This is a genomic window from Micromonospora sp. AMSO1212t (genome assembly GCF_008868145.1).
Classification (GTDB): Bacteria; Actinomycetota; Actinomycetes; order Mycobacteriales; family Micromonosporaceae; genus Micromonospora; species Micromonospora tulbaghiae.
This window is the reverse complement of the sequence record NZ_WBKS01000001.1, coordinates 42,371-67,160: the sequence shown is the minus strand read 5'-3', so window position 1 is coordinate 67,160 and position 24,790 is coordinate 42,371. Positions and strand designations below refer to the sequence as shown.

At 73.4% G+C, this 24,790-nt stretch carries 21 protein-coding genes; 13 read left to right on the top strand and 8 right to left on the bottom strand.

Annotated elements, in window-relative coordinates; all coding sequences use genetic code 11:
* Nucleotides 1–127: 127 nt before the first annotated feature.
* The 4 genes from F8279_RS00205 (at nt 128) to F8279_RS00190 (ending at nt 6,420) form a co-directional block, all read left to right on the top strand.
* On the top strand, nt 128–1,711 hold the full coding sequence (locus tag F8279_RS00205; RefSeq protein ID WP_151498707.1) for an ABC transporter substrate-binding protein: 1,584 nt from the start codon (nt 128–130) through the stop codon (nt 1,709–1,711).
* 53 nt (nt 1,712–1,764) lie between these two features.
* A complete protein-coding gene (locus F8279_RS00200) occupies nt 1,765–2,703 on the top strand; it encodes an ABC transporter permease (protein WP_091418385.1) in 939 nt (312 codons plus the stop codon).
* Nucleotides 2,700–5,111: an ATP-binding cassette domain-containing protein gene (locus F8279_RS00195; RefSeq protein ID WP_091416480.1), complete on the top strand. Its 2,412-nt coding sequence runs from the start codon at nt 2,700–2,702 to the stop codon at nt 5,109–5,111. The genes F8279_RS00200 and F8279_RS00195 overlap by 4 nt, the downstream gene beginning before the upstream one ends.
* 106 nt (nt 5,112–5,217) lie before the next feature.
* Nucleotides 5,218–6,420, top strand: coding sequence for a cytochrome P450 (locus F8279_RS00190; RefSeq protein WP_175438656.1), 1,203 nt, complete (start codon nt 5,218–5,220; stop codon nt 6,418–6,420).
* Between the two features lie 66 nt (nt 6,421–6,486).
* Here F8279_RS00190 and F8279_RS00185 read toward each other — a convergent pair whose 3' ends face one another.
* Both F8279_RS00185 and F8279_RS00180 read right to left on the bottom strand, forming a co-directional pair.
* Nucleotides 6,487–7,260, bottom strand: coding sequence for a class I SAM-dependent methyltransferase (locus tag F8279_RS00185; protein ID WP_175438657.1), 774 nt, complete (start codon nt 7,258–7,260; stop codon nt 6,487–6,489).
* A 36-nt stretch (nt 7,261–7,296) separates the two neighbouring features.
* Nucleotides 7,297–8,013 (bottom strand): PIG-L deacetylase family protein, encoded by a 717-nt coding sequence (locus tag F8279_RS00180; RefSeq protein WP_151498706.1) that lies wholly within the window; start codon nt 8,011–8,013, stop codon nt 7,297–7,299.
* Nucleotides 8,014–8,113: 100 nt separating this feature from the next.
* Here F8279_RS00180 and F8279_RS00175 point away from each other — a divergent pair, with 100 nt between their 5' ends.
* Nucleotides 8,114–9,523: a cation:proton antiporter gene (locus F8279_RS00175; RefSeq protein WP_151498705.1), complete on the top strand. Its 1,410-nt coding sequence runs from the start codon at nt 8,114–8,116 to the stop codon at nt 9,521–9,523.
* A 42-nt stretch (nt 9,524–9,565) separates the two neighbouring features.
* On the opposite strand, the gene F8279_RS00170 is transcribed toward F8279_RS00175, so the two are convergent.
* Nucleotides 9,566–11,134, bottom strand: coding sequence for a class I adenylate-forming enzyme family protein (locus F8279_RS00170; protein ID WP_192580587.1), 1,569 nt, complete (start codon nt 11,132–11,134; stop codon nt 9,566–9,568).
* A 180-nt stretch (nt 11,135–11,314) separates the two neighbouring features.
* Here F8279_RS00170 and F8279_RS00165 point away from each other — a divergent pair, with 180 nt between their 5' ends.
* Entirely contained in the window at nt 11,315–11,731 is a 417-nt protein-coding gene (locus tag F8279_RS00165) for a nuclear transport factor 2 family protein (RefSeq protein ID WP_175438659.1), read from the top strand.
* Between the two features lie 68 nt (nt 11,732–11,799).
* Here F8279_RS00165 and F8279_RS00160 read toward each other — a convergent pair whose 3' ends face one another.
* The 4 genes from F8279_RS00160 to F8279_RS00145 all read right to left on the bottom strand — a co-directional run bounded on the left by F8279_RS00160 (nt 11,800) and on the right by F8279_RS00145 (nt 15,318).
* Nucleotides 11,800–13,098 (bottom strand): M50 family metallopeptidase, encoded by a 1,299-nt coding sequence (locus F8279_RS00160; protein ID WP_139135436.1) that lies wholly within the window; start codon nt 13,096–13,098, stop codon nt 11,800–11,802.
* 245 nt (nt 13,099–13,343) lie between these two features.
* Nucleotides 13,344–13,526, bottom strand: coding sequence for a Trm112 family protein (locus F8279_RS00155; protein WP_151498702.1), 183 nt, complete (start codon nt 13,524–13,526; stop codon nt 13,344–13,346).
* A 108-nt stretch (nt 13,527–13,634) separates the two neighbouring features.
* A complete protein-coding gene (locus F8279_RS00150) occupies nt 13,635–14,354 on the bottom strand; it encodes a 4'-phosphopantetheinyl transferase superfamily protein (protein WP_151498701.1) in 720 nt (239 codons plus the stop codon).
* Nucleotides 14,355–14,391: 37 nt separating this feature from the next.
* Nucleotides 14,392–15,318: a helix-turn-helix transcriptional regulator gene (locus F8279_RS00145; protein ID WP_151498700.1), complete on the bottom strand. Its 927-nt coding sequence runs from the start codon at nt 15,316–15,318 to the stop codon at nt 14,392–14,394.
* Between the two features lie 166 nt (nt 15,319–15,484).
* On the opposite strand from F8279_RS00145, the gene F8279_RS00140 reads away from it, so the two are divergent.
* The 4 genes from F8279_RS00140 (at nt 15,485) to F8279_RS00125 (ending at nt 18,586) form a co-directional block, all read left to right on the top strand.
* Nucleotides 15,485–16,342 carry an SDR family NAD(P)-dependent oxidoreductase gene (locus F8279_RS00140; RefSeq protein WP_151498699.1) on the top strand — a complete coding sequence of 286 codons (858 nt, stop codon included), beginning with the start codon at nt 15,485–15,487 and terminating at the stop codon, nt 16,340–16,342.
* A gap of 91 nt (nt 16,343–16,433) precedes the next feature.
* Entirely contained in the window at nt 16,434–17,381 is a 948-nt protein-coding gene (locus F8279_RS00135) for a hypothetical protein (RefSeq protein WP_151498698.1), read from the top strand.
* Nucleotides 17,382–17,424: 43 nt separating this feature from the next.
* A complete protein-coding gene (locus F8279_RS00130) occupies nt 17,425–17,892 on the top strand; it encodes an HAD domain-containing protein (RefSeq protein WP_225853050.1) in 468 nt (155 codons plus the stop codon).
* A gap of 52 nt (nt 17,893–17,944) precedes the next feature.
* Nucleotides 17,945–18,586 carry a M23 family metallopeptidase gene (locus tag F8279_RS00125; RefSeq protein ID WP_151498696.1) on the top strand — a complete coding sequence of 214 codons (642 nt, stop codon included), beginning with the start codon at nt 17,945–17,947 and terminating at the stop codon, nt 18,584–18,586.
* A gap of 8 nt (nt 18,587–18,594) precedes the next feature.
* Here F8279_RS00125 and F8279_RS00120 read toward each other — a convergent pair whose 3' ends face one another.
* The gene (locus F8279_RS00120; protein ID WP_091416525.1) at nt 18,595–19,008 is read right to left on the bottom strand and encodes a DUF4260 domain-containing protein; all 414 of its coding nucleotides are present in this window, start codon (nt 19,006–19,008) and stop codon (nt 18,595–18,597) included.
* 176 nt (nt 19,009–19,184) lie between these two features.
* Here F8279_RS00120 and F8279_RS00115 point away from each other — a divergent pair, with 176 nt between their 5' ends.
* The 3 genes from F8279_RS00115 (at nt 19,185) to F8279_RS00105 (ending at nt 24,684) form a co-directional block, all read left to right on the top strand.
* Nucleotides 19,185–19,727, top strand: a complete 543-nt coding sequence (locus F8279_RS00115; protein WP_091416528.1) for a DUF1697 domain-containing protein — start codon at nt 19,185–19,187, stop codon at nt 19,725–19,727.
* A gap of 33 nt (nt 19,728–19,760) precedes the next feature.
* Nucleotides 19,761–22,865, top strand: coding sequence for a BTAD domain-containing putative transcriptional regulator (locus F8279_RS00110; protein WP_225853049.1), 3,105 nt, complete (start codon nt 19,761–19,763; stop codon nt 22,863–22,865).
* 115 nt (nt 22,866–22,980) lie between these two features.
* Nucleotides 22,981–24,684: a bifunctional 3-(3-hydroxy-phenyl)propionate/3-hydroxycinnamic acid hydroxylase gene (locus tag F8279_RS00105; protein WP_151498695.1), complete on the top strand. Its 1,704-nt coding sequence runs from the start codon at nt 22,981–22,983 to the stop codon at nt 24,682–24,684.
* Nucleotides 24,685–24,790 lie beyond the last annotated feature (106 nt).

The window sequence follows — 24,790 nt, the reverse complement described above, 5'->3', positions numbered from 1 at the left end:
ATTGCGCACCGCGATCGTTGCCCGTCCGTGTCCGGGCGGTGCTCAACCTTGAGCAGTTCCGGGCGACGCCGCGACCGTAGGTTCCGCTGACACAGGACAGTCAGCGGTTTGTACGGGAGGAACCACGATGACTGAGGGCCAATCCGGGTTGTCCCGGCGTTCCATTCTTCGCGGCGTGGCGGGGGTCGCCGCTGCCGCCGCCCTGCCCGGGTTGGCGGCGTGCAACAGCAGCGGCTCCACCCCGGCCGCCGCACCGTCGGCGAGTGCGGCGCCGAAGAAGGGCGGGCGCATGCGTGCCGCCTTCATCGGCGGCAGCAACGAGTCGGGCAACATCCTTCAGAACACCAACACCGCCATCGACTACGTGCGCACCCGGGTGCTGTTCGACTCGCTCGTCGAGATCGACACCGCGGGCAAGCCGAGCTACGTGCTGGCGGAGTCGATCGAGCCGAACGCCGACGGCACGCAGTGGACGGTCCGGTTGCGCAACGGCCCGCGGTTCACCAACGGCAAGCCGGTGACCGCGGACGACGTCCTGCACACGCTGCGGACCCACGTCAGCAACAAGTCGAGCGTCGCGCCGCTGCTGATGGACATCGACCTGGCGAACGCCAAGAAGCAGGACGACCGCACGGTCATCCTGCCCACCCGGCGGCCGCACGGCTTCCTCGACCTGATGCTGTCGCAGGGCATCTTCATCTTCTCCAAGGACACGACCGACCTCAACAAGGCGATCGGGTCCGGGCCGTTCACGCTGGCGCAGTACAAGGCCGGTCAGGGCGCGCTGCTCAAGCGCAACCCCGACTACTGGCGCTCGGACGTCGGCGGCCCCTACCTGGACGAGCTGGAGCTGCTCACCATCACCGACGCCGACGCGCGGATGAACGCCCTCAAGGCGGGGCAGATCGACTACGCCGGCAGCATCAGCCTGACCGCGGCCCGCGCCGAGCGCGACAACCAGGCCCTTCAGCTGATCATCCCGCCGAAGTGGGAGTGGGCGAACTTCGGCGCGGCGATGAAGCGCAACAAGGCGCCGTTCAAGGATCCGCGGGTGGCGCAGGCCCTGCGTCTCGCGGTCGACCGGGAGGTGATGGTCCGCAACGTCACGCTCGGGTTCGGCGAGGTCGGCAACGACCTGCTCGGCAAGCACCTGCCCTACTACCTCGACGACCTGCCGCAGCGGCAGTACGACCCGGAGCGCGCCAAGTCGCTGCTGGCCGAGGCCGGCATGAGTGACCTGAAGCTGACCCTGCGGACCAGCGACTACGAGTACGGCCTGCTGGAGGGGGCGGCCGCGTTCGCCGAGCACGCCCGCAAGGCGGGCATCACGATCAACCTCGACAAGGTGCCGGCGGCGGACTTCTTCGCCGACCCCAAGGTGTTCGTGGGCGCGCCGTTCCAGTCCGCCAACCGCAAGCCGCGGCCGCTGCCGCTGGACGTGATGTTCTTCTACGGCAGCGACGCGCTGCTGCCCTTCACCGGGGTGGCCAACCCGCAGGTCGACGGCCTCACCGCCCGGCTGCGCACCGCCGTCAACGACGAGCAGCGCCGCGCCGCGGTCGGCGACCTGCACCGCTACCTGTACGAGGAGGGCGGTGACCTGGTCTGGGCCCGGGCGCCCATCGTGTCGGCCGGCACGCCGAAGGTGCACAACGTGCAGTCGCTGGGCTACCCGAGCTTCCCCAGCTTCCGCGACGCCTTCCTGGCATGACCCTGGTGACCGGGAGGGCCACGTCCGGCCCGCTGTGGCGTGTCGTCGTGGTCATGACGGCACGTCGCCTGGTGGCCGGGTTGCTCGTCCTGTTCGCGGTCTCGGTGGTGGTCTTCGTCGCCACCGAGATCGCGCCCGGTGACGCGGCCAGCGCCAGTCTCGGCCCGGACGCCGGGCCGGCCGCGATCGAGGCACGCCGCGCGGAACTGGGACTCGACCGCCCGGCGCCGCTGCGCTACGTCGAGTGGCTCGGCGGCCTGTTCCGCGGCGATCTCGGCGTGTCGTACGCCAGCGGCGTCCCGGTGGCGGACATCGTCGCGGCGCGGGCCGGCAACTCGCTTCTGCTCGGCGGGCTCGCGGCCGTGCTGCTGCTGCCGCTCGCCGTCGTCCTGGGTGCCTGGGCGGGGCTGCGCGCCGGCCGGCTGGCGGACCGGGCGGTGTCCAAGAGCACCCTGACGCTGATGTCGGTACCGGAGTTCGTCACCGGCACGCTGCTCGCCGTGGTGTTCGCCGTCCAGCTGGGCTGGCTGCCCGCGGTGTCCTTCCTGCCGCCGGGGCAGAGCCCGCTGGACCGGCCGGAGATCCTCGTGCTGCCCGTGATCACCCTGCTGACGGTGTGTCTGGCCCACAACACCCGGGTGGTGCGGGCCGGCGTCGCGCAGAGCGCGGTGGGGGAGGCGGCCGAGTCGGCGCGGCTCAACGGCGTGGTCGAGCGGCGTGTGGTGTGGCGCTACATCCTGCCGGCCGCGCTGCCGCCGGTGGTGCCGCTGTTCGCGCGGTACGTCACGTTCCTGCTCGGCGGCGCGTTGATCGCCGAGACTCTCTTCGGCTATCCGGGCCTCGCCTCGGCCCTGGTGGTGGCGTCGGCGTCCCGGGACGTGCCGGTGGTGCAGGCGGTCGGCCTGCTGGCGGCCGCCGTCACGGTGCTGGTGAACCTCGCCGGGGACGTGGTCGGCACGCTGCTCGATCCGCTGCGGAGGGTACCCCGATGACCGACGTCGCCATTCGTCCCGCCACCGGTCTCGGGCCGGTCACCCGGCGCCGCCGTCCGGTCGCCGCCGCTGTGACATTCGTGCTGGTGGCCGCGCTGACCCTGTTCGGTCCGCTGCTGGCACCGCACGACCCGACCGAGAGCGTCGACATGCCGTTCGCGCCGGCCAGCGCGAAGGCGCCGCTGGGCACCGACTACCTGGGCGCCGACGTGCTGAGCCGGGTGCTCGCCGGCGGCCAGACGCTCGCCCTGGTGGCGGTGGCGGTCCTGGTGCTCACGTACCTGGCCGGCGCCACCGCCGGGATGCTCGCCGGATTCCGGGGCGGCTGGACCGGCACCGTCGTGATGCGCCTGGCCGACGTCCTGATGGGCCTGCCGGCGCTGGTGCTGCTGGCCGTCGTCGTGACGGGCCTGGGCCGCGGCGTGTTCGGCGCCGCGGTCGCCATCGTCATCGTGCTGCTGCCGGACGTCGTCCGGCTGACCCGGACGGCCACCGGGCAGGCGCTCGCCCACGACTACGTGGAGGTCGCCGTCGCCCGCGGCGAGTCGACCATGTCGATCCTCGGGCGCGAGGTGCTGCCCAACCTCACGCCGGTGCTGGCGGCCGACGCCGGAGTCCGGTTCGTCTCGGCCGTGTACGCGGTGGCGACGGCCAGCTTCCTCGGCCTGGGCGTGCAGCCGCCGTCCCCCGACTGGGGGCTGATGATCTTCGAGAACCGGGGCGGGCTGGGCCTGCAACCGCTCGCGGTGCTGGCGCCGGCCGTGATCCTGCTGACCCTGCTGCTGAGCGCGAACGTGTTGGCCGACCGGCTGGTCGGGTCGTCGCAGGGCGTCCGGGTGCCACGGTTCCGTCGCCGGCCGGCCATGTCGGCCGGCGCCCCGGCGGCCGACGAGGGCGCCGACACGGTGCCGGACGCGGTCGTGTCGGTCAGCGGCCTGACCGTCGAGACGGTCGCGGACGGCCGGGCCGTCGTCGACGGCGTCACCCTGGCCGTCGGGCGGGGACAGGTGCTGGCTCTGGTGGGGCAGTCGGGTAGCGGCAAGACCACGACCGCCCTCGCCCTGCTGGGTCACGCCCGTCCCGGCCTGGTCCGCTCCCGCGGCGCGGTGAACGTGCTCGGCACCGAGCTGACCGGCCTCCGGGAGCGGTCCCTGCGCCGGTTCCGGGCCGACCACACCGCGTACGTGGCGCAGGACCCCCGTACCGCCATGCCCGCCCACCTGCGGGTGCGCGACCAGATCGACGAGGTGCTGCGGGCACGCGGCGTGCCACGCGCGCAGCGCGCCGAGCGGGCCGCCGCCGCGCTGCGCCGGGCCAACCTGCCGGACGACCCGGCCTTCCGGAGCCGTTGGCCGCACCAGTTGTCCGGCGGTCAGTTGCAGCGGCTGTCGCTGGCCATCGCGCTGGCGCACGAACCCGCGCTGGTGGTGCTGGACGAGCCGACCAGCGCCCTCGACCCGGCCAACACCGCGCGGCTGCTGGCCGAGTTCACCGGCATCTGCCGGGCGTCCGGCACCGCGGCCGTGATCGTCTCCCACGACATCGCCGCGGTGGCCGCGGTCGCGGACACCGTCGTGGTGATGTACGGCGGCGCGATGGTCGAGTCCGGGCCGGCCGCGCGCATCCTGACCGCGCCGGTCCACCCGCACACCCGGGCGCTCGTCGCCGCCGCCGCGCCCGGACCGTCGGACCACGATCCCCGCGACGCCGAGCCGATCCTGCGGGTGCGCGGGTTGTCGGTCGACCTGCCGGGAACGGGTCCGGTGCTCACCGGCGCCGGCCTGGAGGTGGCGCCCGGCGGCTGCGTCTGTGTCGTCGGCGCCTCCGGCAGCGGCAAGACCACGCTTCTGCGGGCGGTGGCCGGGCTGGTGCCCGCACGCACCGGGAGCATCGAGCTCGCCGGGGACGACGTCGCGCCGTCCGTGGCCCGGCGCAGCGCCGAACAACGCCGCCGGCTTCAGCTCGTGCCGCAGAATCCGTACGACTCGCTGAACCCGCGGCACACGGTCGGGCAGATCGTGGCGCGTCCGATCCGTCAGTTCCGTCTCGCCGCCCCGCACGAGGCCGCGGCGCGCGCCGTGGACCTGCTCGAACAGGTCGGGCTCTCGGCCGAACACGCCGGCCGGCGGCCCGCCGAGCTGTCCGGCGGCGAACGTCAACGCGTCGCGCTGGCCCGCGCGCTGGCGGCCCGGCCGGACGTGCTGCTCTGCGACGAGGTGACGAGCGCGCTCGACCGCACGGTCGCGGCGACGGTACTCGACCTGCTCAACCGCCTCCGGCGGGACACCGGCGTCGCCGTGGTCGTGGTAACTCACGACGACCTGGTGGTACGCCGGATGGGTGGCGCCGTGCTGCGGGTCGCCGACGGCGTCGTGGCGGACGCCGAGAGCGTCGGAACCGTGCCCTGAGCACGGGCCCGCCGGTGCTCACATTTGAGCGGCCGGCGGCACCGGTGAAATGACAGCGTGTCGCAATCCGGTCTGTGACGGACGCGCCGACTCTCGGGAGCCCAACATGGAGACGACGACCACCACGCCCACCTTCCCGATGCGTCGAGAGGAACCACTCGATCTGCCCGCCGACCTGGTCGCCCTGCTCGACCAGCCGCTGAGGCAGGTGGAGCTGCGGATGGACGGCACCAGGGTCTGGCTGGTGACGCGGCACGAGGAGATCTGCGCGGTGCTGCGCGACAGCCGGTTCAGCGCCGACTTCACCCGCCAGGGTTTCCCGGCCCGGATGACCACCAAGCCGCCCGGCGCCGGGGTCCCGTTCACCATGGACCCGCCGGAGCACACGCGGCTGCGCCGGGCGCTGGCCGGCGAGTTCTCCCCGGGGCGGGCCGAGAGCAGCCGCGCGGCGGTGCAGCAGGTCGTCGACGTGACGCTCGACGAGATGATCGCCCAGGGGCAACCGGTCGACTTCGTCGCCGCGTTCGCGCGGCCGATGGCCATGCGGGTGCTGTGCGACCTGCTGGGCGCGCCGCACTCCGACGCGGAGTTCATCCTCCAGCGCACCCGGATCATGGACCAGCAGAGCATCGGCCGGGCGGCGCGGCAGGCGGCCCGGGACGAGCTGGTCGCGTACGTGCACCGGCTGGCCGAGGAGAAGGCGGAACTGCCGGCACCGGGCGAGGACGTCCTGAGCCGGCTCGTGCACGGCCAGGAGCGCTCCGGCGAACTCACCCGGGAGGAGGTCGTCGGGTTCGTCACCGTCATGATCCTGGTCGGCTTCGAGCAGACGGCCAATCAGCTCCCGCTCGGTCTGGTGGTGCTCGACCAGCACCCCGACCAGCGTCAGGCGCTGCTCGACGACCCCGCTCTGGTCCCCGGCTTCGTCGAGGAGCTCATGCGGCACCAGACCGTCGTCGAGTTCGGCGGCCGCCGGGTGGCGATGGAGGACGTGGAGGTCGGTGGCCAGATGGTCCGCGCGGGGGACGGGCTGCTGGTGGTGTTCGCCTCCGGCAACCGGGATCCGCGGGTGTTCCCCGACCCGGACCGGTTCGACATCGCCCGCGACGCCGGCGAGCAGCTCGGTTTCGGCCACGGCATCCATCTGTGCGTCGGGCAGTTCATCTCCCGGGTGGAACTCCAGGTGGCGTTCGCGACGCTGTTCCGTCGGCTGCCCGGGCTGCGTCCGGCGCAGACCCCGGACGAGATCCACTTCCGCGGTGACGAGCGGTTCATCCACGGCATCGAGGCGCTCCAGGTCGTCTGGTAGCGCGGTGACAAGACGAGAGCCGGGCCGGTGAAGACCGGCCCGGCTCTCGTCTGTCGCAGTGGTGGATCAGTCGCGGGCGTAGACCCCGAGGTGGACGTGCCACTGGAGGTTGCGCTCACGGTCGGGGTCGGGCAGGGCACGCAGGCCGTCGATCACCGGGACCACCGTGGTGCGCCACGTCTCGTCGTCCATGTCGGTGAGGTAGGACCAGAACTTCTTCTCGATGCTGTACGCGTACTGCGCCGGGCTCATCCCGCCCTCGTAGCCGCCGGCGTGGCCACGGTGCACCAGGCGCAGCCCCGCCTCCTCGGCGGCCGGGTCCAGCCAGTGCGGCTCGTCCTTGAGGTAGGTCAGCGGCACCAGCGGCGCGAACGGCTCGGCCATGTCGCCGAGATCGGTGGTCGGCACGCCGTGCACGGCGACCAGCCGCCCGCCCGGACGAAGCACCCGCACCGCCTCCGCCAGGCCGCCGGGCATGTCGTCGAGAAGGTGCAGGACGTGCACGTACACCAGATTGGACAGGGATCCGGTGGCGAACGGCAGCGCCTGCGCGTCACCCTGCACCACGCTGGGGCCCAGCCGTGCGTAGGCCCCCGTCAGCAGCTCGCCGTCGATGTCCACCCCGACGACCGGGTGCCCGAGCTCGCGGAGACCGAACGCGATCAGACCGGTGCCGGTGCCCACCTCGGCGACCGGGCCGGGAACGAGGTGCGGGGCCAGCTCGGCGCCGACCTCACGGCCGCGCTCCTCGCCGCCGTGGCCCCGGTCGTAGTTCGTGGCGGCCTCGCTGACCACCGGTTCGTGTTTCTGGTCTTCTGCCGGTGGTGCGGTGTCAGCCATGCGGTCCAGCATAGTGTGGGCAACCTCTCCGTGAGCTCAACGACTCAGCAATTCGAAAGCCAGGGACAGCCGTCCGCCGAAGCGCGCGCCGTTCGCCTCGGCCATCGCCGTCAGCGGGCCTCGTACGTCCGACATGGTCGGCCCCAGACCCTCCAGATAGGCCCGGTGGGCCTGCAACGAGGCGACCGCCAGGTCCATCGTGTCGGTGATGTCGACGGCGTGCGACGGCACCGGGGAGCCGGCGACGGCCACGTACCGGACCCCGCCCCACGGCTCCGGTCCCAGGTCCGGGAAGACCCACCGGTTGCCGGCGTCGCCGGCCGCGTCGAGGACGGCCTGCCCGGTGTGACGGTGGTCCGGGCTGTTGAGCTTGCCACTGGCCCAGCGGTCGTGGTGGTTGAACGTCACGATCAGCTCCGGGCGGTGGCGGCGGATCGCCGCGGTGATGTCCCGGCGCAACGGAACGCCGTACTCGACGGTGCCGTCCGGGTGGTCGAGGAACTCGACATCGGTCACGCCGACGACGGCGGCGCTGTCGCGTTGCTCCGCCTCGCGCACCGCGGCCGCCTCCGCGGGCGCCATCGCGTCGATGCCGGCCTCGCCCCGGGTCACCAGGAGATAGGCCACCGTCTTGCCGGCCGCCGTCCACGCGGCCACCGCGCCGGCGGCGCCGAACTCCAGGTCGTCGGGGTGGGCCACCACGGCCAGGGCGCGAGACCAGTCGGTGGGCAGGGCAAGCAGGTCCTCGGGCATGACTGGAGCTAACACCGTGGCACCGGCGGGTGTCGCTCAATAGTGAGCAGATCCGGACCTCGGTGGGGTGAGCAGATGGGACCTGGGAGAGGAGGTCCCGATGGCGGTGCCGCCGATCAGAATGCGTCCCCTGGGCAAGGCCCGGGCCGCGGTCATCTACCTGGGTATGGTTGTCGTCCCCGCCCTGCTCGCCTACTACTTCCTGCGCCGGGCGGACAACCCGGCCGGGTCCGGCACGGCCGACGCGAAGGTCGACTCCGGCACGCTCGCTCAGCTCCTCATGGCCATCGTGGTCGTGGTCGTCGCGTCCAAGATCGCCGGGCGGCTGGTGACACGGATCGGGCAGCCGGCGGTGATCGGCGAGATCGCCGCGGGCATCGTGCTCGGCCCGTCCGTGCTCGGCGCGCTCTGGCCGGACGCCACCGGGACGTTGTTGCCGGCCTCGGTGCTGCCGCAGATCGGCATCCTCGGCCAGCTCGGCGTGGTGCTTTTCGTCTTCCTGGCCGGCCTCGAGATCGACGCCGCCCGGCTGCGGGGTCAGGAGTCGCTCGCCGTGGTGGTCAGTCACGTCGGCATCGCCCTGCCGTTCATGCTCGGGGTGGGCCTGGCGCTGGTGGCCGCGGACCAGTTCCGGCCGGCGCAGGTCGGCATCGCCTCGTACGCGATCTTCGTCGGGGTGGCGATGAGCGTCACCGCGCTGCCGGTGCTGGCCCGCATCCTCCAGGACACCGGGCTGCACGGCACGCGGATCGGCACCCTCGCCCTCACCTGCGCCCTCGTCGACGACGTCACCGCGTGGTTCCTGCTCGCGATGGTGCTGGCGCTGGTCAGCGCCGGAACCACGGCCGGGGTCGCCATGACCGTGGCGCTCACGGCCGCCTTCACCGCGGTGCTGCTGTGCGGGGTACGTCCGCTGTTGCGCCGGGCCCGGCCGGTGCTGGACGCGCGCCCGGACCTGGCCGTGCTGGTCGCCCTGGTGGGGCTGTTCGCGTCCGCCTGGTTCACCGAGCTGATCGGCGTGCACGCCATCTTCGGCGCGTTCCTGTTCGGGCTGATCTGCCCGGCCGAGAGCCGGTGGTCGAACCGGGTGCGCAAGGCCGTCGTGGGGCTGACCATGTCGCTGTTGCTGCCGCTGTTCTTCGTCTCCAGCGGCCTGCGCACCGAGATCGGGTCGCTCGGGCTGGACGCGTCGCTCTGGGCGTGGACCGGGGTGGTCCTGCTCGTCGCGGTGGTCGGAAAGTTCGTCGGCACGGCGGTGGCGGCGCGGGCCGTCGGCACCGACTGGCGCACCGGCCTCCAGATCGGCACCCTGATGAACTGCCGGGGCCTGACCGAGCTCATCGTGCTCAACATCGGGCTCGACATCGGCGTGCTGACCCCGGAGCTGTTCACCATGCTGGTGCTGATGGCGCTGGTGTCGACGGCGATGGCGGCGCCGCTGCTGGCGTTGCTGCGCCGGCCCGGACAGGAGGCGCCGGAGCCGGAGCCCGTCGCGGCGGGCTCCGGCTGACCGGCGGAACCCGGTACGGCGGCCGTGTGCCGCCGTACCGGGTCAGGGGGCGGTGACCGGCAGCGGCGCGGTCGGGAACCGGCGGCGCAGCTCGCGCTTGAGCACCTTGCCGAGCGTGCCGCGCGGCAGCGTCTCCAGCCGGTGGAACACGACCGGCACCTCGTCCGGCGGCAGCAGGCCGGCCGCGAACGCGGTCAGGTCCGCGTCGGTGGCCGGCGACCGCAGCACCACTGCGGCCGCGGGCACCTGGTGGCCGGTGACCGGGTCGGTGGTGCCGAACACCGCCGCCTCGCTCACCGCGGGGTGCCGCAGCAGCGCCGCCTCACCCGGCAGGGTGGAGATCAGCCGGGTCGCGGCCGGGATGGCGTCGGCCACCCGGTCGAAGACGTACAGCAGCCCGTCCTCACCGACGTGCCCGAGATCGCCCATCCGGACCCAGCCGTCGACGTACGTCCGGGCGTTCGCCTCCGGGCTGCGGTAGTACCGCCGCTGTGGCGCCGGCGTGTGCAGCCAGATCTCGCCCACCTGCCCCGGCGGCAGCTCCTTGCCCTCGGCGTCCCGGATGGACACCCGGGCGCCGAAGCGCGGTGTGCCGACCGAGGCCGCCTCCGGTCGCTGGAAGTAGTCCCGGTCCGGATGGGTCGCCCACGGCGGCGTGGTGATCCGCGTGAAGGCCGGCACCGACTCCAGCGACACGTACGCCCGGTTCATCGTCGCGTTCGGGAACATCTCGGCCAGGCGCGCGGTGACCGGGACGGGCAGCGCCGACGACGACGTGGTGAACTCGACTACCGACGACAGGTCGTGCCGTGCGTCGATCGCCGCGTCCGCGAGCCGGCCGGCGATCGCGGGCGGCACGTACAGGGCCTGCACGCGCAGCCGCTCGATCAGTCCGCCGAGGAAGTCGGGATCGTGCCGGGTCACCGCCAGGGCGACGGGTGGATGCGCCACCATCGGGGTCATCACCACGATCATCCCGGGGCTCGACCCGATCGGATTGCCGTACAGCGCCATCTCGGCGACGCCCTCGATCTCCACGACGTCTTCCTCGAGATCGAGCCCCCAGGTCAGCATCCGGGTGGTCACGGCGATCGCCTTCGCGTCACCCGTGGTGCCCGAGGTGAAGATGATCTCGGCGAGATCGTCCGGGTCGCCGGTGACGCGCACCGGCTCGCCGGCTGCGGGCTCCGGATCGTCGGCACCGACCGTCGCCACCCAGGCGCCCGCCGGACGCCGTACCTGCTCGGGCGCTGTGACACCGGAGGTGCACAGCACGCCGCTGACCTCACACAGCGCCAGCCGGCGTTCGATCTCGGCGGGCACGAGCGCCTCGGACAGGTGCACGGTGGCCGCCGCGACCTTCTTGGCGGCCAGGTACGCCACCGCGTACTCGATCCAGTCGGGGGCCGCGGCGAGCAACGCCACCCGGTCGCCGGGGCGCACGCCCCGGTCCAGCAGCGTACGGGCGACCGCTTCGGCACGCCGGTCCCACTCCGCGTAGCGCAGGTACTGCTCGCCGTCGACGATCAGCGCGACGGCGTCGGGATGCCGGTCGAGCTGTCGGTTCATCAGTTCCGGCAAGGTCACGACTCGGTCGTCGGCGGTGTCCATGGGCTGATCCCTCCGGCGGGGTAGACGGGGCGTGGGGTGGCGCGGTCGAGGACGTGGTCCATGTCCCTCCATTGTCGGCACCGGCGCTGCTCAAGTTTGAGCGCCGGGCACCCGGCGCCCGCCGATACCGTGCGACGACGGCCGCCGTGGGCCGTCGCAGCGGAAGAAGGAGGATCCGGCGTGGTGCAGCTACCCGACAACGTCCATCCCGTCTTCGCCCGCCAGGTGGACTGCCTGGCCCGGGGCGACGTCGAAGGTGTCATGGACACGTACCACCCGGAGGCCGTGGTCGTCCGGTTCCAGGGCGTCCTGCGTGGGCACGACGAGATCCGTGCCACCTTCGGCGGCTACATGGGGCTCGGCGCCGACACCGTCAAGCTCCTGGAGTACGCCGAGTCGGAGGACACCATCATGGTGCGATCCGAGATGACCGTCATGGGGGAGGCGGAGGTCGGGTTCGGCACCTACGTGCTGCGCGACGGCCGCATCTGGCGGCAGACCGCCGGCATCGAGGGCGGGATGCGCGACTGGTTCGCCGAGGCGGAGCGGCGCAAGGCCGCGGCCGAGGCGCAGAACACGGACGCCGTCACCTCGTAGCCTCCGACGTCCCCACCGGCAGCGCCCGCCGTTCGCGGGCGCTGCCGCCGTTTCCGCACCCCACCCGGTCAGCGGGCCGCGGACGTCACAGGGGGTTCCGCCGTGGTGGCGGCAGCCGGCTGGGCGGCCGCGGCGCGGCGAGCCCGGAAGCCCCGGTAGAGGCTGCGCAGCCAGAGGAACAGGCCGCCGCCGTCGATGATCGCGGCCAGGACGAACAGGACGATGAAGTCGATGGACGAGAAGCCGCTGGGCCGCCCGGTGAGGAACCGGCCGATCTCCACGCCGTACCCGTACAGGATCGGCAGCGTGACGAACAGCAGCGCGGCGATGGTGATGACGTTGCCCAGCAGGAAGAAACCGGAGTACGCCCGCACCGCGCGCATCTCCCGCCGGGGGATGCCCGACTGGTCGACGCGGGAGCCGATGCGCAGCACCCGGGCCCGCAGGTTACGCAGGAAGTTCTCGGTGTCCGCCTTCAGGTCCCGGCAGCCCGTCGCGGTCGAGAAGACGTAGTAGAAGTCGGTGCGCAGGAAGAAGAAGCACTGCCACAACAGCCGGCTCAGGTAGGTCCAGAGGAAGGCGGCGGTCAGCTGGGCGGCGAACGGCGACAGCTCGAGGGCGCCGTGCCGGGCCGCGTACAGGACAGCGATGATGCCGGAGGCGAAGACGGCGTCGACGATCGGGCCGGACAGGAAGGCGATGTGCCGCTCGCGCCGGGACGCCAGCCACATCCCGCTCATGTCGGTCTCGATGACCATGATGTACAGCCGGTGCCCGATCCCGATGCGAGCCGGGATCCCGGCGGCGCGGGCGGCGATGACGTGCGCGAACTCGTGCACCATGATGCCCGCGAGCATCACGATCACGGTGAGCGTCATGGAGACGGCGAAGTTGTCCCGGAACACCAGGACGGTGGCCGACGGGAGCACGCCCGGGTCGAGGGCCACGAGCACCAGCGCGCCGAGAACGACGACGGCGGCGGCGACGAGCACCGGCATGCTGACCAGGCGCCGGCACGTCTCGTACGACAACCACTCCAGGTGGCTGCTCCAGCGGACGTTCGACGCGGGCGCGGCGTCCGAGCCCGCGACGGATGCGGTCGCCGAGCCGGGCGCGACGAATCCCTCCTCCGTCAGCACGTCGAGGAAGTCGTCGATGTCGGGTGTCTCGTGGTACTTGTCGCGGTAGCGCCGGACGGTCTCACCGACCGTGGCGCCGTCGGCAAGGTTCTGGAGGATGTCCAGGCCCTCGGCCGGAATGCTCAGGAAGACCTGTCGGTCGAGGTCGCCGATGACGACCATGTCCCCGTCCGGGCGCTGGGCGAAGGGTCGTACGGTGACGAGGGAATCAGCGGGGTAGGCAGTCATCGCGTGCAGCCGTCCTTTCTGGATGGGACACAGCGACAGGGGTCCACCCCGGTCGGTCGACCGGCACGGACCCCTGCCGTTACCTGAGCTGCTGGTGTCAGTTCACGCTGGCGCAGGCGGCGGCAGCGCTGGTCTTGACGGTCTCCAGCTTGCGAACGACGAGCTTCTTCATGGGAATCACCTCCCGTCGGGGATCGCTGCGGTCACCCTGGCAGTTTCGGGAGGCGAGCAACGCTCAATCTTGTCTATTTTCCGGTTCTGCTGCCGGGGGCGGACGCGGGCAGCAGGACGGGCACCCCGCCCCGGACGGGGAACACCCGGCCACACGAGACGCAGGTGAGCTGCTGTCGGTCGGCGTCGTGCCGCAACATCGCGTCCGGTTCGTCCGGGCAACGGATGATATCCAGCAGCAACGGGTCCAGGGACATGTGGCCTCACTCTCGATCAGGCGTCGGTGCGGTGTCGCGTTCACCCACGCTGGGCAGCGATTCGCTCCGTGTCTGCCCAGAATTGCGCACTTCGCGCCGGCTGTGAACCTATTCGGCGAGCGCCGTGCCCGCGTCGCGCAGCCACACCCGTACCGGACGGCCGGTCAGCACGGTGACCGCCGCGGCGTAGCCCGGCCCGACGTCGAGGTCGGCCATGGCGGCGGTGAGCCGCGACCCCCGGTAGGACAGCAGGCCGGCCGGCGCATCGGCCGGCCGCACCACCACCTCGGACAGCGGGACGCGCAGGCCGTCGCCGGTGGCCTTCACCGCGGACTCCTTGCGGCACCAGTAGACGAAGAAGTCCCGGGGCCGGCGTACCGGTTCACCCGGCGCGAGCACCCGGCCGGCGAGCGTGGAGGTGTCGGCGTCGGTGATCCGCTCGACGTCCACGCCGACCGGGCCGGCACGGGTCACCGCGAGCAGCACCCGATCCGCCGAGTGCGACACCGAGACCTCGAGGCCGGTGCCGGGCAGCCGGGGTTTGCCGTGCGCCCGCCCGCAACCGGGACAGCGGCGGTCCACGGCGATCGTGGCGGGCGGCGTCCCGGTCAGGCCGGCCGCCACCAGCCGGATCATCGCCGCGGCCATCGTGAACCGGGCCTGGTCGGCGGGGCGGCGCAGGGCGGCGCGGCGGCCACGCTCGTCCGGGTCGAGCAGGTCACTGTGGAACGGCCGTTCGGCGGCGACGTCCGCGACCCACACCGTGCAGGCATCCGTGTCGTCCGGACCGGCGATCATCGGCGTCCGTTCCAGCCGCGCCGATCGCATGGCCGCAGCTTATCGGCAGATGTCGTGGTGACGCGCTTCACGGGCTGTCGGCAGGTCCGGTCGTGCTCGCGCCGGGCGCCTCGTGCGTCCGCGGGCTCGGCGTGGACGCGGCCCTGCCGGGCGCGGTCCTGGTCCGGGCGGTCAGGGATCCCAGCAGGCGCAGGTTGTCGTGCGACGGGCTGCCGGGATCGGTGGTGTAGACGAACAGCGTCTGGTCCGGGTCGCCGGGCAGGGCGAGGGCCTCGTAGCGAAGCGTGATCGGCCCGACCGCCGGGTGGTTCATCCGCTTGGTGCCGTGCGTGCGTTCGTGCACATGGCGGCCGTTCCACCAGGTACGGAACTCCGGGCTCTTGATGCTCAACTCGCCCACGAGTTCGCCGAGCCGCGGATCGTCGGGATGACGGCCGGCGTAGAGGCGCAGCGTGCCGACCACGTCGGCGGCCACCGTCGGCCAGTCCGGGAAGGCGTCGCGGGCGCCCGGGTCGAGAAAGACCCACCGGATGTAGTTGCGGTGCCGAGGCGGGAGCAGCGTCCAGTCGGTGAGGAGCGCACGGGCGAGGGCGTTGGAGGCGAGCACGTCCGTACGGCGCCCGAGGATGAGCGCGGGGTGTTCGGTCATCGAGGCGATCAGCTGGTGCATCGCCGGGCGTACCCGTTGGGCCGGCATCTGCTGGCTGCCGCGCCTGGCCGGCCGCGCGAGGTCGGCGAGGTGGGCGCGGGCGGCGGCGTCGAGCCGGAAGACCCGCGCCAGTGCGTCGACGACCGCCGCCGAGGGGCTGGTGTGCCGGCCCTGTTCGAGCCGGGTGTAGTAGTCGACGCTCACGCCGGCGAGCAGGGCCACCTCCTCGCGGCGCAGTCCGCGGACGCGGCGTCCCTGCGTCGCGGCGGCGATGCCGGCCGCTTCCGGAGTCAGGTCGGCCCGGCACCGACGAAGGAACCGGCCGAGGTCCGAGTGTCCCGCCATGACTCAATGATCGGCCGCGGGCGACGCCCGCGACACCGCCTGGGTGGGTACGTCGTTCCCCGGCAGCGCTGGGCCTGCCTCACCGTGTTCTCGGCCCTCCCTCGTCCGCAGCATGGGACGTGTTCCCCAGCCGGGGACGCGACGACACCGAGACGTAGGAGCTCTCATGTCCTTCCCGACCGACGGTCCGGCCACCTGGTTCGTCACCGGCACCTCCCGCGGCATCGGCCTCGAACTGGTCAGGCAGGTGCTGGAGCGGGGTGACAACGTCGCGGCGACGACCCGGTCGGCCACGCGCCTCGACGCGGCCCTCGGACCGGTCGACCGCGCGCGACTGCTCCCGCTCGAACTCGACCTGACCGACGAGGCGGCGGTGGCAGCGGCCGTCCGCGCCACCACCGGCCGCTTCGGAGGGATCGACGTCGTGGTCAACAACGCCGGCTACGGCTTCCTCGGCGCGGTCGAGGAAGCCGGCGACGCCGAGGTCCGGACGATGTTCGAGGTGCAGATCTTCGGCGTCTGGAACGTGCTTCGCGCGGCCCTGCCCGGCATGCGCGCCGCCCGCAGCGGTCACATCATCAACGTCTCCTCGATCCTGGGCCTGACCGCCTTCCCCGGCTGGGGCCTCTACTGCGCGGCGAAGTACGCCCTGGAGGGCCTGTCGGACTCGCTCGCGGCCGAGGTCGCAGACCTCGGCATCAAGGTCAACGTGGTGGAACCCGGGTACACGCGTACCGACTTCCTGCGTCCGTCGTCGCTCGGCCTCCCGGCGCGCACAACCGACGGCTACGAGGCGATCCGCGAGATGACCGAGGCACACCTGGCCATGCCCGGCACCCAGCTCGGCGACCCGGTCAAGGCCGCGGCGGCCGTCATCGAGGTGGCCGTACGCGGCGATGCCCCGCTGCACCAGGTGCTCGGATCCGACTCCTACGACCTGGCCAAGGCCCGCGTGGCGGCGCTGCTCGGCGACATCGAGGCCGGTCGCGAGCTGGCCCTCACCACGGACGTCGACGAAGCCTGACCGCGCCGTGCCCGCGTCGGCCCGTCTCGAAGGTGGAGGCGGGCCGGCGGGCATCCCGGACACTGTCGGAGCCCGTGGCTATCCTTTCGCGGTGCCGTACGCCGATCTCAGCTTCGCGCAGTGGAACGATCTCTCCGACGGCGCTGCCGGCCGGATCGCCGAGGACATCGCCGAGCGGCACGAGCTGACAGCGCTCGCCGTGCGGAACACGGCGTACGCGGGGCGGTCGCACCGGACGGCGCTGTTCGACCGCGGCGGGATGCGGTTCGCGCTCGTGCCCGGCGGCCGGCCGACGCTCGACTACGACGCGGGCCGGTTCCGGCCCGATCCGCGCCAGGCCGCCGACTACGCCGACAGCGCCGCCGAGTTCGGGCTTCCGTCGCTGACCGAGTACGTCGACGCGATGACGTCGCCCGTCCGCGGCGTCGACATGCCGGCGATGCTGGTCGCGGTGGACGCGTTCGACCCGTGCGAGATTCCGCTGGCGCCGGACGACCCCCGGGTGCGGGAACTGGTCGCGTCGGCCGGAGGGCGGGTCGGCGGGGTGCGCACCGTCGGATCGGGCGGTGACGGACTGACCGTCGAGTTCGACCGGACCGGGCAGGTGGTGCGCGCGCGGGCGATCCGCGACGTCTCGTACGAGGAGGCGATGGCCGGGCTCGCGAGCCTCGGCCTGCGCACGGCCACCCCGGACGAGTGGGAGTGGGCGTGTGGCGCCGGTGCGACGACGCTGTTCCGCTGGGGTGACGACTGCCCCGGCGACGGCTATCCGTACGACCACGAGACCGGCCCGCACCGGCAGGAGAACCTGTGGGGCCTGGCGATCGGGCAGGACCCCTACCGGCACGAGGCGACGACCGAGCGCACCGTCGTGTGCGGTGGCGACGGCGGTGGTGCCACCTGTGGCGGCAGTGGCTTCTTCCTGGGCTGGCTCACCCTCGCGACCGCGTACCGCGACGAGGAGTTCGGCCAGTGGCTCGCCTCCGAGGACGGGTACGCCGACGAGATCCTGACCCGGCCCGTCATCGAGCTGACCTGACGCCCGGATGACGACTGGGCCCGCGAACCCCTCGTCACGGCCGGTGGGGACCGGCCGTCCGCTGCTGTTCCTGGACGTCGACGGGACACTCCTGCCCTTCGGCGGTTCCGCCGGGCCGTCGGAGGACGGCACCAACCCGCTGCTGGCCGGTCTCGACGCCGGACACGGCCGCCGGCTGGCCGCGTTGCCGTGTGATCTCGTGTGGGCCACGACCTGGATGCACGACGCCAACGAGGTGCTCGCCCCGCGGCTCGGCCTGCCCCCGCTGCCGGTCGTCGACTGGCCGGACGACGAGGACGACGACGGTGGCCGGCTGCACTGGAAGACGCGCCGGCTCGTCGAGTGGGCCGCCGGACGCCGGTTCGTCTGGTTGGACGACGAGATCGCCGACGCCGACCGGAGGTGGGTGACGGGGAACCACAGCGGTTCAGCGCTCCTGCACCGCGTCGACGCACGCCGCGGCCTCACCGACGCGGACCACCGGCTCGTCGCCCGATGGCTGAGCGGGTAGACCTCGGGAAGCGCGGCGGCTGTCCACAGCACGGCCTGTCATGCTCGAACCGATGACCACCGAGCGTCCACACCGTTCCCGCCGCCCGCGCCGCCGCATCCCGCGCGTCCTGCTGATCGCCGGCGTCCTCGCGGTGCTCGTCGCCGCCGCGGTGGTCGTGGTGCCGCTGTTGCGGCCGCCCGGCCCGCGACCGGACTTCCAGCTTCCGGTGGCCTGCGGCGAGACGTGGCGGCTGTCCACCTATCCGGGGCACGACGACTACGACGTCGACCTCTTCCCGACCTCGGGGGAGGAGTGGGGGCGGCCGGTGCTCGCCTCCGCCGCCGGCACCGTCACGGTGGCGGGGATCAACGGCTCGCTCGGCGGTCGTACGCCGCAGGATCCCGACGGGCCGCGTGGGCGCGGCGGCGGCTACTGGGTCAAGATCGACCACGGCGGCAAGTGGGAGACGCAGTATCTGCACCTGCTCGAACCGCCGTCGGTGCGGGCCGGTCAGCGGGTGGCCCGGGGGGACCAGCTCGGTCGGGTCGGCAGCACCGGGAACTCCGGCGCCCCGCACCTGCACTACGAGCAGCGCCGGGGCTGGGAGAAGGTGGAGACCCACTTCGACGGCGTGCCCTCCGGGATCACGTCCGACGACCGCGAGTACTCGGTCCGGCTGACCAGCGCGAACTGCGAGCCGACGCGCCCGTGACCGGGCCGTCAGCGTCCGTCGGTGGCCGATCCGGTGCGGCGGGACTTCCCGATCAGGCCGAGGTGGGTGTGCTCGAACCCCTCGCCCGTCTTGAGGCCGTAGCCCAGGGCGCGGTCGACGGCGATGTGGAACGCCCACGCGACGGCCAGGACGCCGAGCCAGTCGATCCGGTCGCCGGACGCGGCCGCCGCCACGGCCACGACGCCGAGCGCCGCCGGCAGCGTGTACGAGTGCGCCAGGTTGTAGCAGACGGCGCCGACGCGCGGCCCGCGCAGATAGCCGAGCATGGACAGGTCGAAGACGAGGAAGAGGGCGAGCAGCGACCACCACGGGTATCCGGCCGCGACGGTCACGACGACGGCGAGGGCCGCGACGGCGACGGCCTCGGCGCGCTGCGCCACGACCGGGTTCAGCTGCGGCATCTCCCACCTCGATGTCTGTGTCCGGGACCGGCTCGCACCCCGGTGGCCGCGGTGGTCGGAGGCAGCCGGCCGGTGTCGTCAGCCTGCCCGGACAGCGTACGCAGGCGACGACCGCCCGGTGCGTCGACGTCGCGGACGTACCACGGCGGCGGCCCGGCCGGTTACCATCCTCGGTCATGGCGAGATACGTCGCTCTGCTGCGCGCGGTGAACATCGGTGGCGCCAGTTCCATGGCGATGGCCGAGCTGAAGGAGGTCTTCGTCTCCTGCGGCTTCGATCGGGTGGCGACCTACATCCAGAGCGGCAACGTCGTGTTCGGCTGCCCGGAGACCGACGAGGCCGCGATCCTGGCCGAGATCGGCCGGGCCGTCACGCAGCGGTGGGGCCGGGACGTGCCGGTGCTGTTGCGCAGCCTGCCCGAACTCGACGCGATGATCGCCGCCAATCCCTATCTCGCCGTGCAGACCGATCAGACGAAGTTGCTCGTCACCATGCTCAGCAGCGATCCGGGCGCGGACAAGCAGGCGGCGCTCGCCTCCCCGCCCGGCGAGACAGGGACGCTGACGCTGCTGGGCCGGGACGTGTTCGTGCACGTACCGGACGGGTACGGGCGGAGCAAGCTCGGCAACGCCTTCGTGGAGAAGAAGACCGGTGTGGTCGGGACGACCCGCAACTGGCGTTCGGTGCTCAAGCTGCGTGAGATGGCGGCGGCGGCCTGACCCGGCTCCGGACACGATGAGGTCGTCGTCGAGGTGACTGTGCAGTTCCGGGTGCTGGGTCCGCCGGAGGTCGTCCGGAACGGGCGGGTGGTGCCCCTCGGCGGGCCGAAGCAGCAGGCACTTCTCGCCCTGTTCCTGCTGCGGCCGAACCGGTTCGTCGCCGCCGACTGGCTGGTCGACGCGCTCTGGGACGCACGACCGCCGGCCAGCGCCCAGACCACGCTGCGCACGTACGTCGCCGGGCTACGGCGGGCCGTGGAGCCGGAACGGTCCCACCGCGAGCCGGCGCGCATCCTGCGCAGCCACCCCCGAGGGTACGAGCTGCGGGTCGACTCCGACGCGGTGGACGCGATCCGGTTCGGCGCCCTGGTGGACCGGGCGGCGGACGCGCTCGCGGCCGGGCAGCCGGCGGCCGCCGAGCGGACGTACACCGAGGCGCTGGCACTGTGGCGCGGTGAGCCGCTGGCGGGCGTGGCCGACCTGGCGGCGGTGCGTCCGGAGGCGGCCCGGTTGGCCGAGCTGCGGTTGAGCGCCGAGGAGGGACGGTTGACCGCCGCCGTCGCGGCGGGCCGGCCCGCGACGCTGCTGCCGGAGCTGCGCCGGTTCGTGTCGGCGAATCCGCTGCGCGAGGGCGCCCGGTCGCAGTTGATGCTGGCGCTGTACCGCTCGGGGCGGCAGACCGAGGCGCTCGCGGTCTTCGACGAGGGCCGCCGGATCCTGGCCGGCGAGTACGGGCTCGACCCCGGTGAGCAGATCCGCACGGTGCACCGGCTGATCCTGGACCAGGCCGTACCGCCGGACCACAGCAGTCCCGCGGACGCCGGCCACCCGGTGGAGGCCGGACGTGCGACCTGGCCGGAGCGCGACGGCGGCCCGCTCGTGGGCCGGGACGCGGAGCTGGAGCGGCTGCGCGAGGCGCTGGACGCGGCCACCGGGCACGGCGGGCGGGTTCTGACCCTGGTGGGGGAGGCCGGCATCGGCAAGACGAGCCTCGCCGCGGCGCTCAGCGCACGCGCCACCGCGACCGGCGTCCCGGTGGTCTGGGGTCGCTGTCCGGACGTCGGGCAGGCGCCGCCGTTCTGGCTGTGGAGCCAGGTGGTACGCGCGCTGGTGGCGATGCCGCAGGCCCACGCCACCGGCTCGGCGAGCCGGCTGGAGGGATTCGCCGCGGGCGCGCCGAGCGGCCCGGCGGACGGTCGCGGCCTGGACCCCACGGCGCGGTTCCAGGTGTACGAGGCGGTGGCCGAACTGGTGCACGCGGCGGCCCGGGAACGCGGGCTGCTCGTGGTCCTGGACGACCTGCACGCCGCCGACCCGGACTCCCTGCTGTTGCTGCGGTTCCTGGCCGCCGCCCTGCCCGCGTCCCGGGCGCTCGTGGTCGCCACCCTACGGCCGTACGACGACGATCCGGCCCTGGTGGCGACCGTCGCCGAGCTGGTGCGCGGGCGCGGCTTCGGTCAGGTCCGGCTCGCCGGGCTGGACGCCGCAGCGGTCGCCGACCTGGTCCGGGACCGCACCGGCGAGGCGCCACCGGAGCCGGTCGTGACCCGGCTGGTCACCCGGACCGGCGGGAACCCGTTCTTCCTCACCGAGCTGCTGCGGTCCCGGACCGACCCGGGCACCGACCCGGAGCTGCCACCGAACATCCGGGACACCGTGCGGCTGCGGCTGGCCGGACTGCCCGGCCCCACCCGGCGATGCCTCGACCTGCTCAGCGTGGCCGGACACGACCTGGACCTGGCGGTGCTGGCGGCGGCGCTGGACAGCACCGCCGAGGCGGTCGCCGAGGAACTCGCCCCGGCGTACCCGGCCGCTCTGGTGGTCGAGACCGGGCCGGGCGCGCTCGCGTTCCGCCATCCGCTGATCGCCGAGGTCACCTACGCCGAGCTGGTGCCGCCGCGCCGGGCCGCGCTGCACGCCCGGCTGGCCGCCGCGTACGAGCAGTCGGCCGGCACCGCGCCCGCGGAGCTGGCCCACCACTACGGTGAGGCGGTCGGGCTGGGCCACGGCGAGGATCACCTGCGGTGGTCGCTGCGCGCCGCCGACGACGCCACCCGCCGGGTCGCCTACGAGGACGCCCTCGGTCACCTGGAACGCGCCGCGCTCCGGCTGGCTCCGTCCGCGCGGGCCACGCCCGACGCGGCGGTCACCGAGCTGACCGTCCAGTTGCACCGCGCGGCGCTGCTCCAGATGACAGTGGGCATCGGCAGCGACGCGGTCGACCGGGTCTGCGCCCGGGCCCGCGAGCTGCTGACGCTGGTGGGGCCGGAGACCGACATCCGCCACGCGCTCTGGGTGCTCGGCGAACTGGCCGCCAACCGGGCCGAGTTCGCGATCTGCGCCGACCTCGCCGGGCGGCTCGTACGGGCGCCCGACGACGGCAGCGGGCTGATCGCCGTCGCCGGTGAGTACCTGCTCGGCGCGATCGGCTACTTCACCGGTCGTCAGGCCGAGGGCGAGCGGCGGCTCACCGCGGGGATCGATCGGCTGCGTGCCGTCGACCGGGCGCTGCTGCGCCGCGAGGTCGGGCGACGTCCGGTGCTGGCCTGCCACAACTTCCGGGCGCTCGTGCGCTCGATGCGCGGCGACCCGGCCGGCGCGTGGGCCGACATCGCCGCCGCCGAAGCCCTCGCCGAGGAACTCGACGACCCGTACGGCCGGGCCAACGCGGCGCTCTACGCCGCCTGGCTGGCGATGCAGGAACACGACGTCGCCGCGGCCGACGCGGCGGGGCGACGGTGCCGCGACATCGGCCGGGCCACCGGCCTGCCGCACATGACGGCGACCGGCGCGTACTTCCTGGAGTGGGCCGCCGCACGCGGCGGCGACCACGGACGGCTCGACGCGATGCGCGCCGCCGCCGAGGAGTTCTACCGGCCCGGGCTGCGGTCCACCCGGACCATCACACTCTGCGCGATGGCCGAGGCGTACCTGACCGGCGGCCGTCCGGACACCGCGGCGACGCTGGCCGAGGAGGCGCTGGCACTGGCGGACCGCGTGGGCGAGCACGTCTTCGTGGCGGAGCTGCACCGGATCCGCGGCGCGGCCCGGCGCGACCGCGCGGAGTGGAACCTCGGCGCGCGGATCGCCGCCGACCAGGGCGCCGGGCTGCTGCTGCCCCGGTTCGCCGCCTTCTGACCGGTGTGGAGGCCCGCCTCCACGCCGTCTCCACACCCCTTCCACGCCCGGCTGGTGCCCTGGTGGTGTCGGACGGCCGGAGCCGTCCGGGACCACGTTCCGAAGGGGCACCACGATGGGATCAGTTCAGCCGCCGGCTCACCAGGAGGTCCAGGAGGTCGAGGTCGCCGTCATCGGCTGCGGGCCGGTCGGCGCGCTCACGGCCAACCTGCTCGGCGCCCGCGGCGTCACCACGCTCGTCGTCGAACGCAGCGCGGCCCCGCACGGTCAGCCGCGGGCCTTCTCCTGCGACGACGAGGCGCTGCGCATCTACCAGCAGGCCGGCCTGCTCGACGAGGTACGCGACGAGATGATCGCGCCGCCGCTGGTCGAGTACGTCAACCGCGCGGGACGGGTCTTCGCCCGGATGAAGCTGTCCGAGACGGACTTCGGGTACGGGCACGCGCCGCTGCGCTTCTTCGACCAGCCGCGACTGGAACACACGCTGCGCGCCGGGCTGGACCGGTTCCCGCACGTCCAGCTCGCGCTCGGCACCGAACTGGTCGGCCTCACCCAGGACGAGGACGGCGTGACCGTGCTGCTGTCCGACGTGGCCACCGGGCAGCGACGGGCGGTCCGCGCCCGGTACGTGCTCGGCTGCGACGGCGCCCGCAGCGCGACCCGCGCCGCCGTCCGGATCCCGCTGTCCGGGGCGAGCTACGCCGAGCCGTGGCTGGCGGTCTCCGGCGACGTGCCGCCCGACGCGGTACGGGTGCCCGACACCACGTTCGTCTGCGACTGGCGACGCCCGGCGTTCGTCTCTCCCGGCGCGGCCGGCAGTTACCGGATGGAGTTCATGCTGCGCCCGGGTGAGACCGAGGACGAGGTGCAGCGGCCGGAGACCATCGCCGCACTCGTCTCGCCGTACGTCGACCCGGACCGGTTCGCCGTCACCCGGGCGGTGGTCTACACCTTCCACCACCTCGTCGCGCAGCGGTGGCGGGAGGGACGGGTGTTCCTGCTCGGTGACGCGGCCCACCAGATGCCCCCGTTCATGGGCCAGGGCCTGTGCAGCGGGCTGCGCGACGCGGCGAACCTGTCGTGGAAGCTGGCGCTGGTGCTGTCCGGCGCCGCCGACGACACCGTGCTGGACACGTACGAGACCGAGCGGCGCCCGCACACGGTGGAGATGGCGCGGACGAGCGTCCGGCTGGGACACGTCTTCCTCGCCCGCAACCGGATCACCGCCGCGCTGCGCGACACCGCGCTCCGGGCGGTCCAGACCGTTCCCCGGGTACGGCGGTTCGTGGAGCGCTTCGAGTTCAAGCCGGAGCCGGCGTACCGGCGGGGCCTGATGGCCGGCGGGCGGCGCGACGGCGTGGTCGGGACGATGTTTCCCCAGCCGCGGGTCCTCGTCCCGGGTGCGCCCGGCGAGCGGCTGCTCGACGAGGCGCTCGGCGGCGGCTTCGTCGTGCTGGGTCGCGCCGGCGTGGACAGCCCGCCCGGACCGCTGTGGCAGGGGCTGCCGGTGCGGTTCGTCGCGGTCCACCCGCCCGGCACGCCGCTCGCCGGCCTGCCGGACCCGCTCGCCGGCCAGCCGGGGGACGGCCGGCCGGACCGGGTCGACGTCGTGGACGCCGACGGTGTGCTCGGTGGGTGGCTGCGGCGGCACGGCGCCGACCTGGTGGTGCTGCGGCCGGACCGGTTCGTGTTCGCGCTGGTGCGGCCCGGCGGCGTCGAGCAGGCCGCCCGGGACCTGTCGGCCGCCCTCGGCGTACCGCCCGACGGTCCGGGCGAGCCGCTTCCGAACGGCTCGGAGGCGGCGGCGCCGGCCCGGTGACCGGCTCGCCGTCCGGACACGGGCGGTACGACCAGCGGCGGCGCAATCGGCTTCCGTGGACCTATCGAGACCTCTCATCTCCTTCGACGACTGTGCGTAGCCGTGC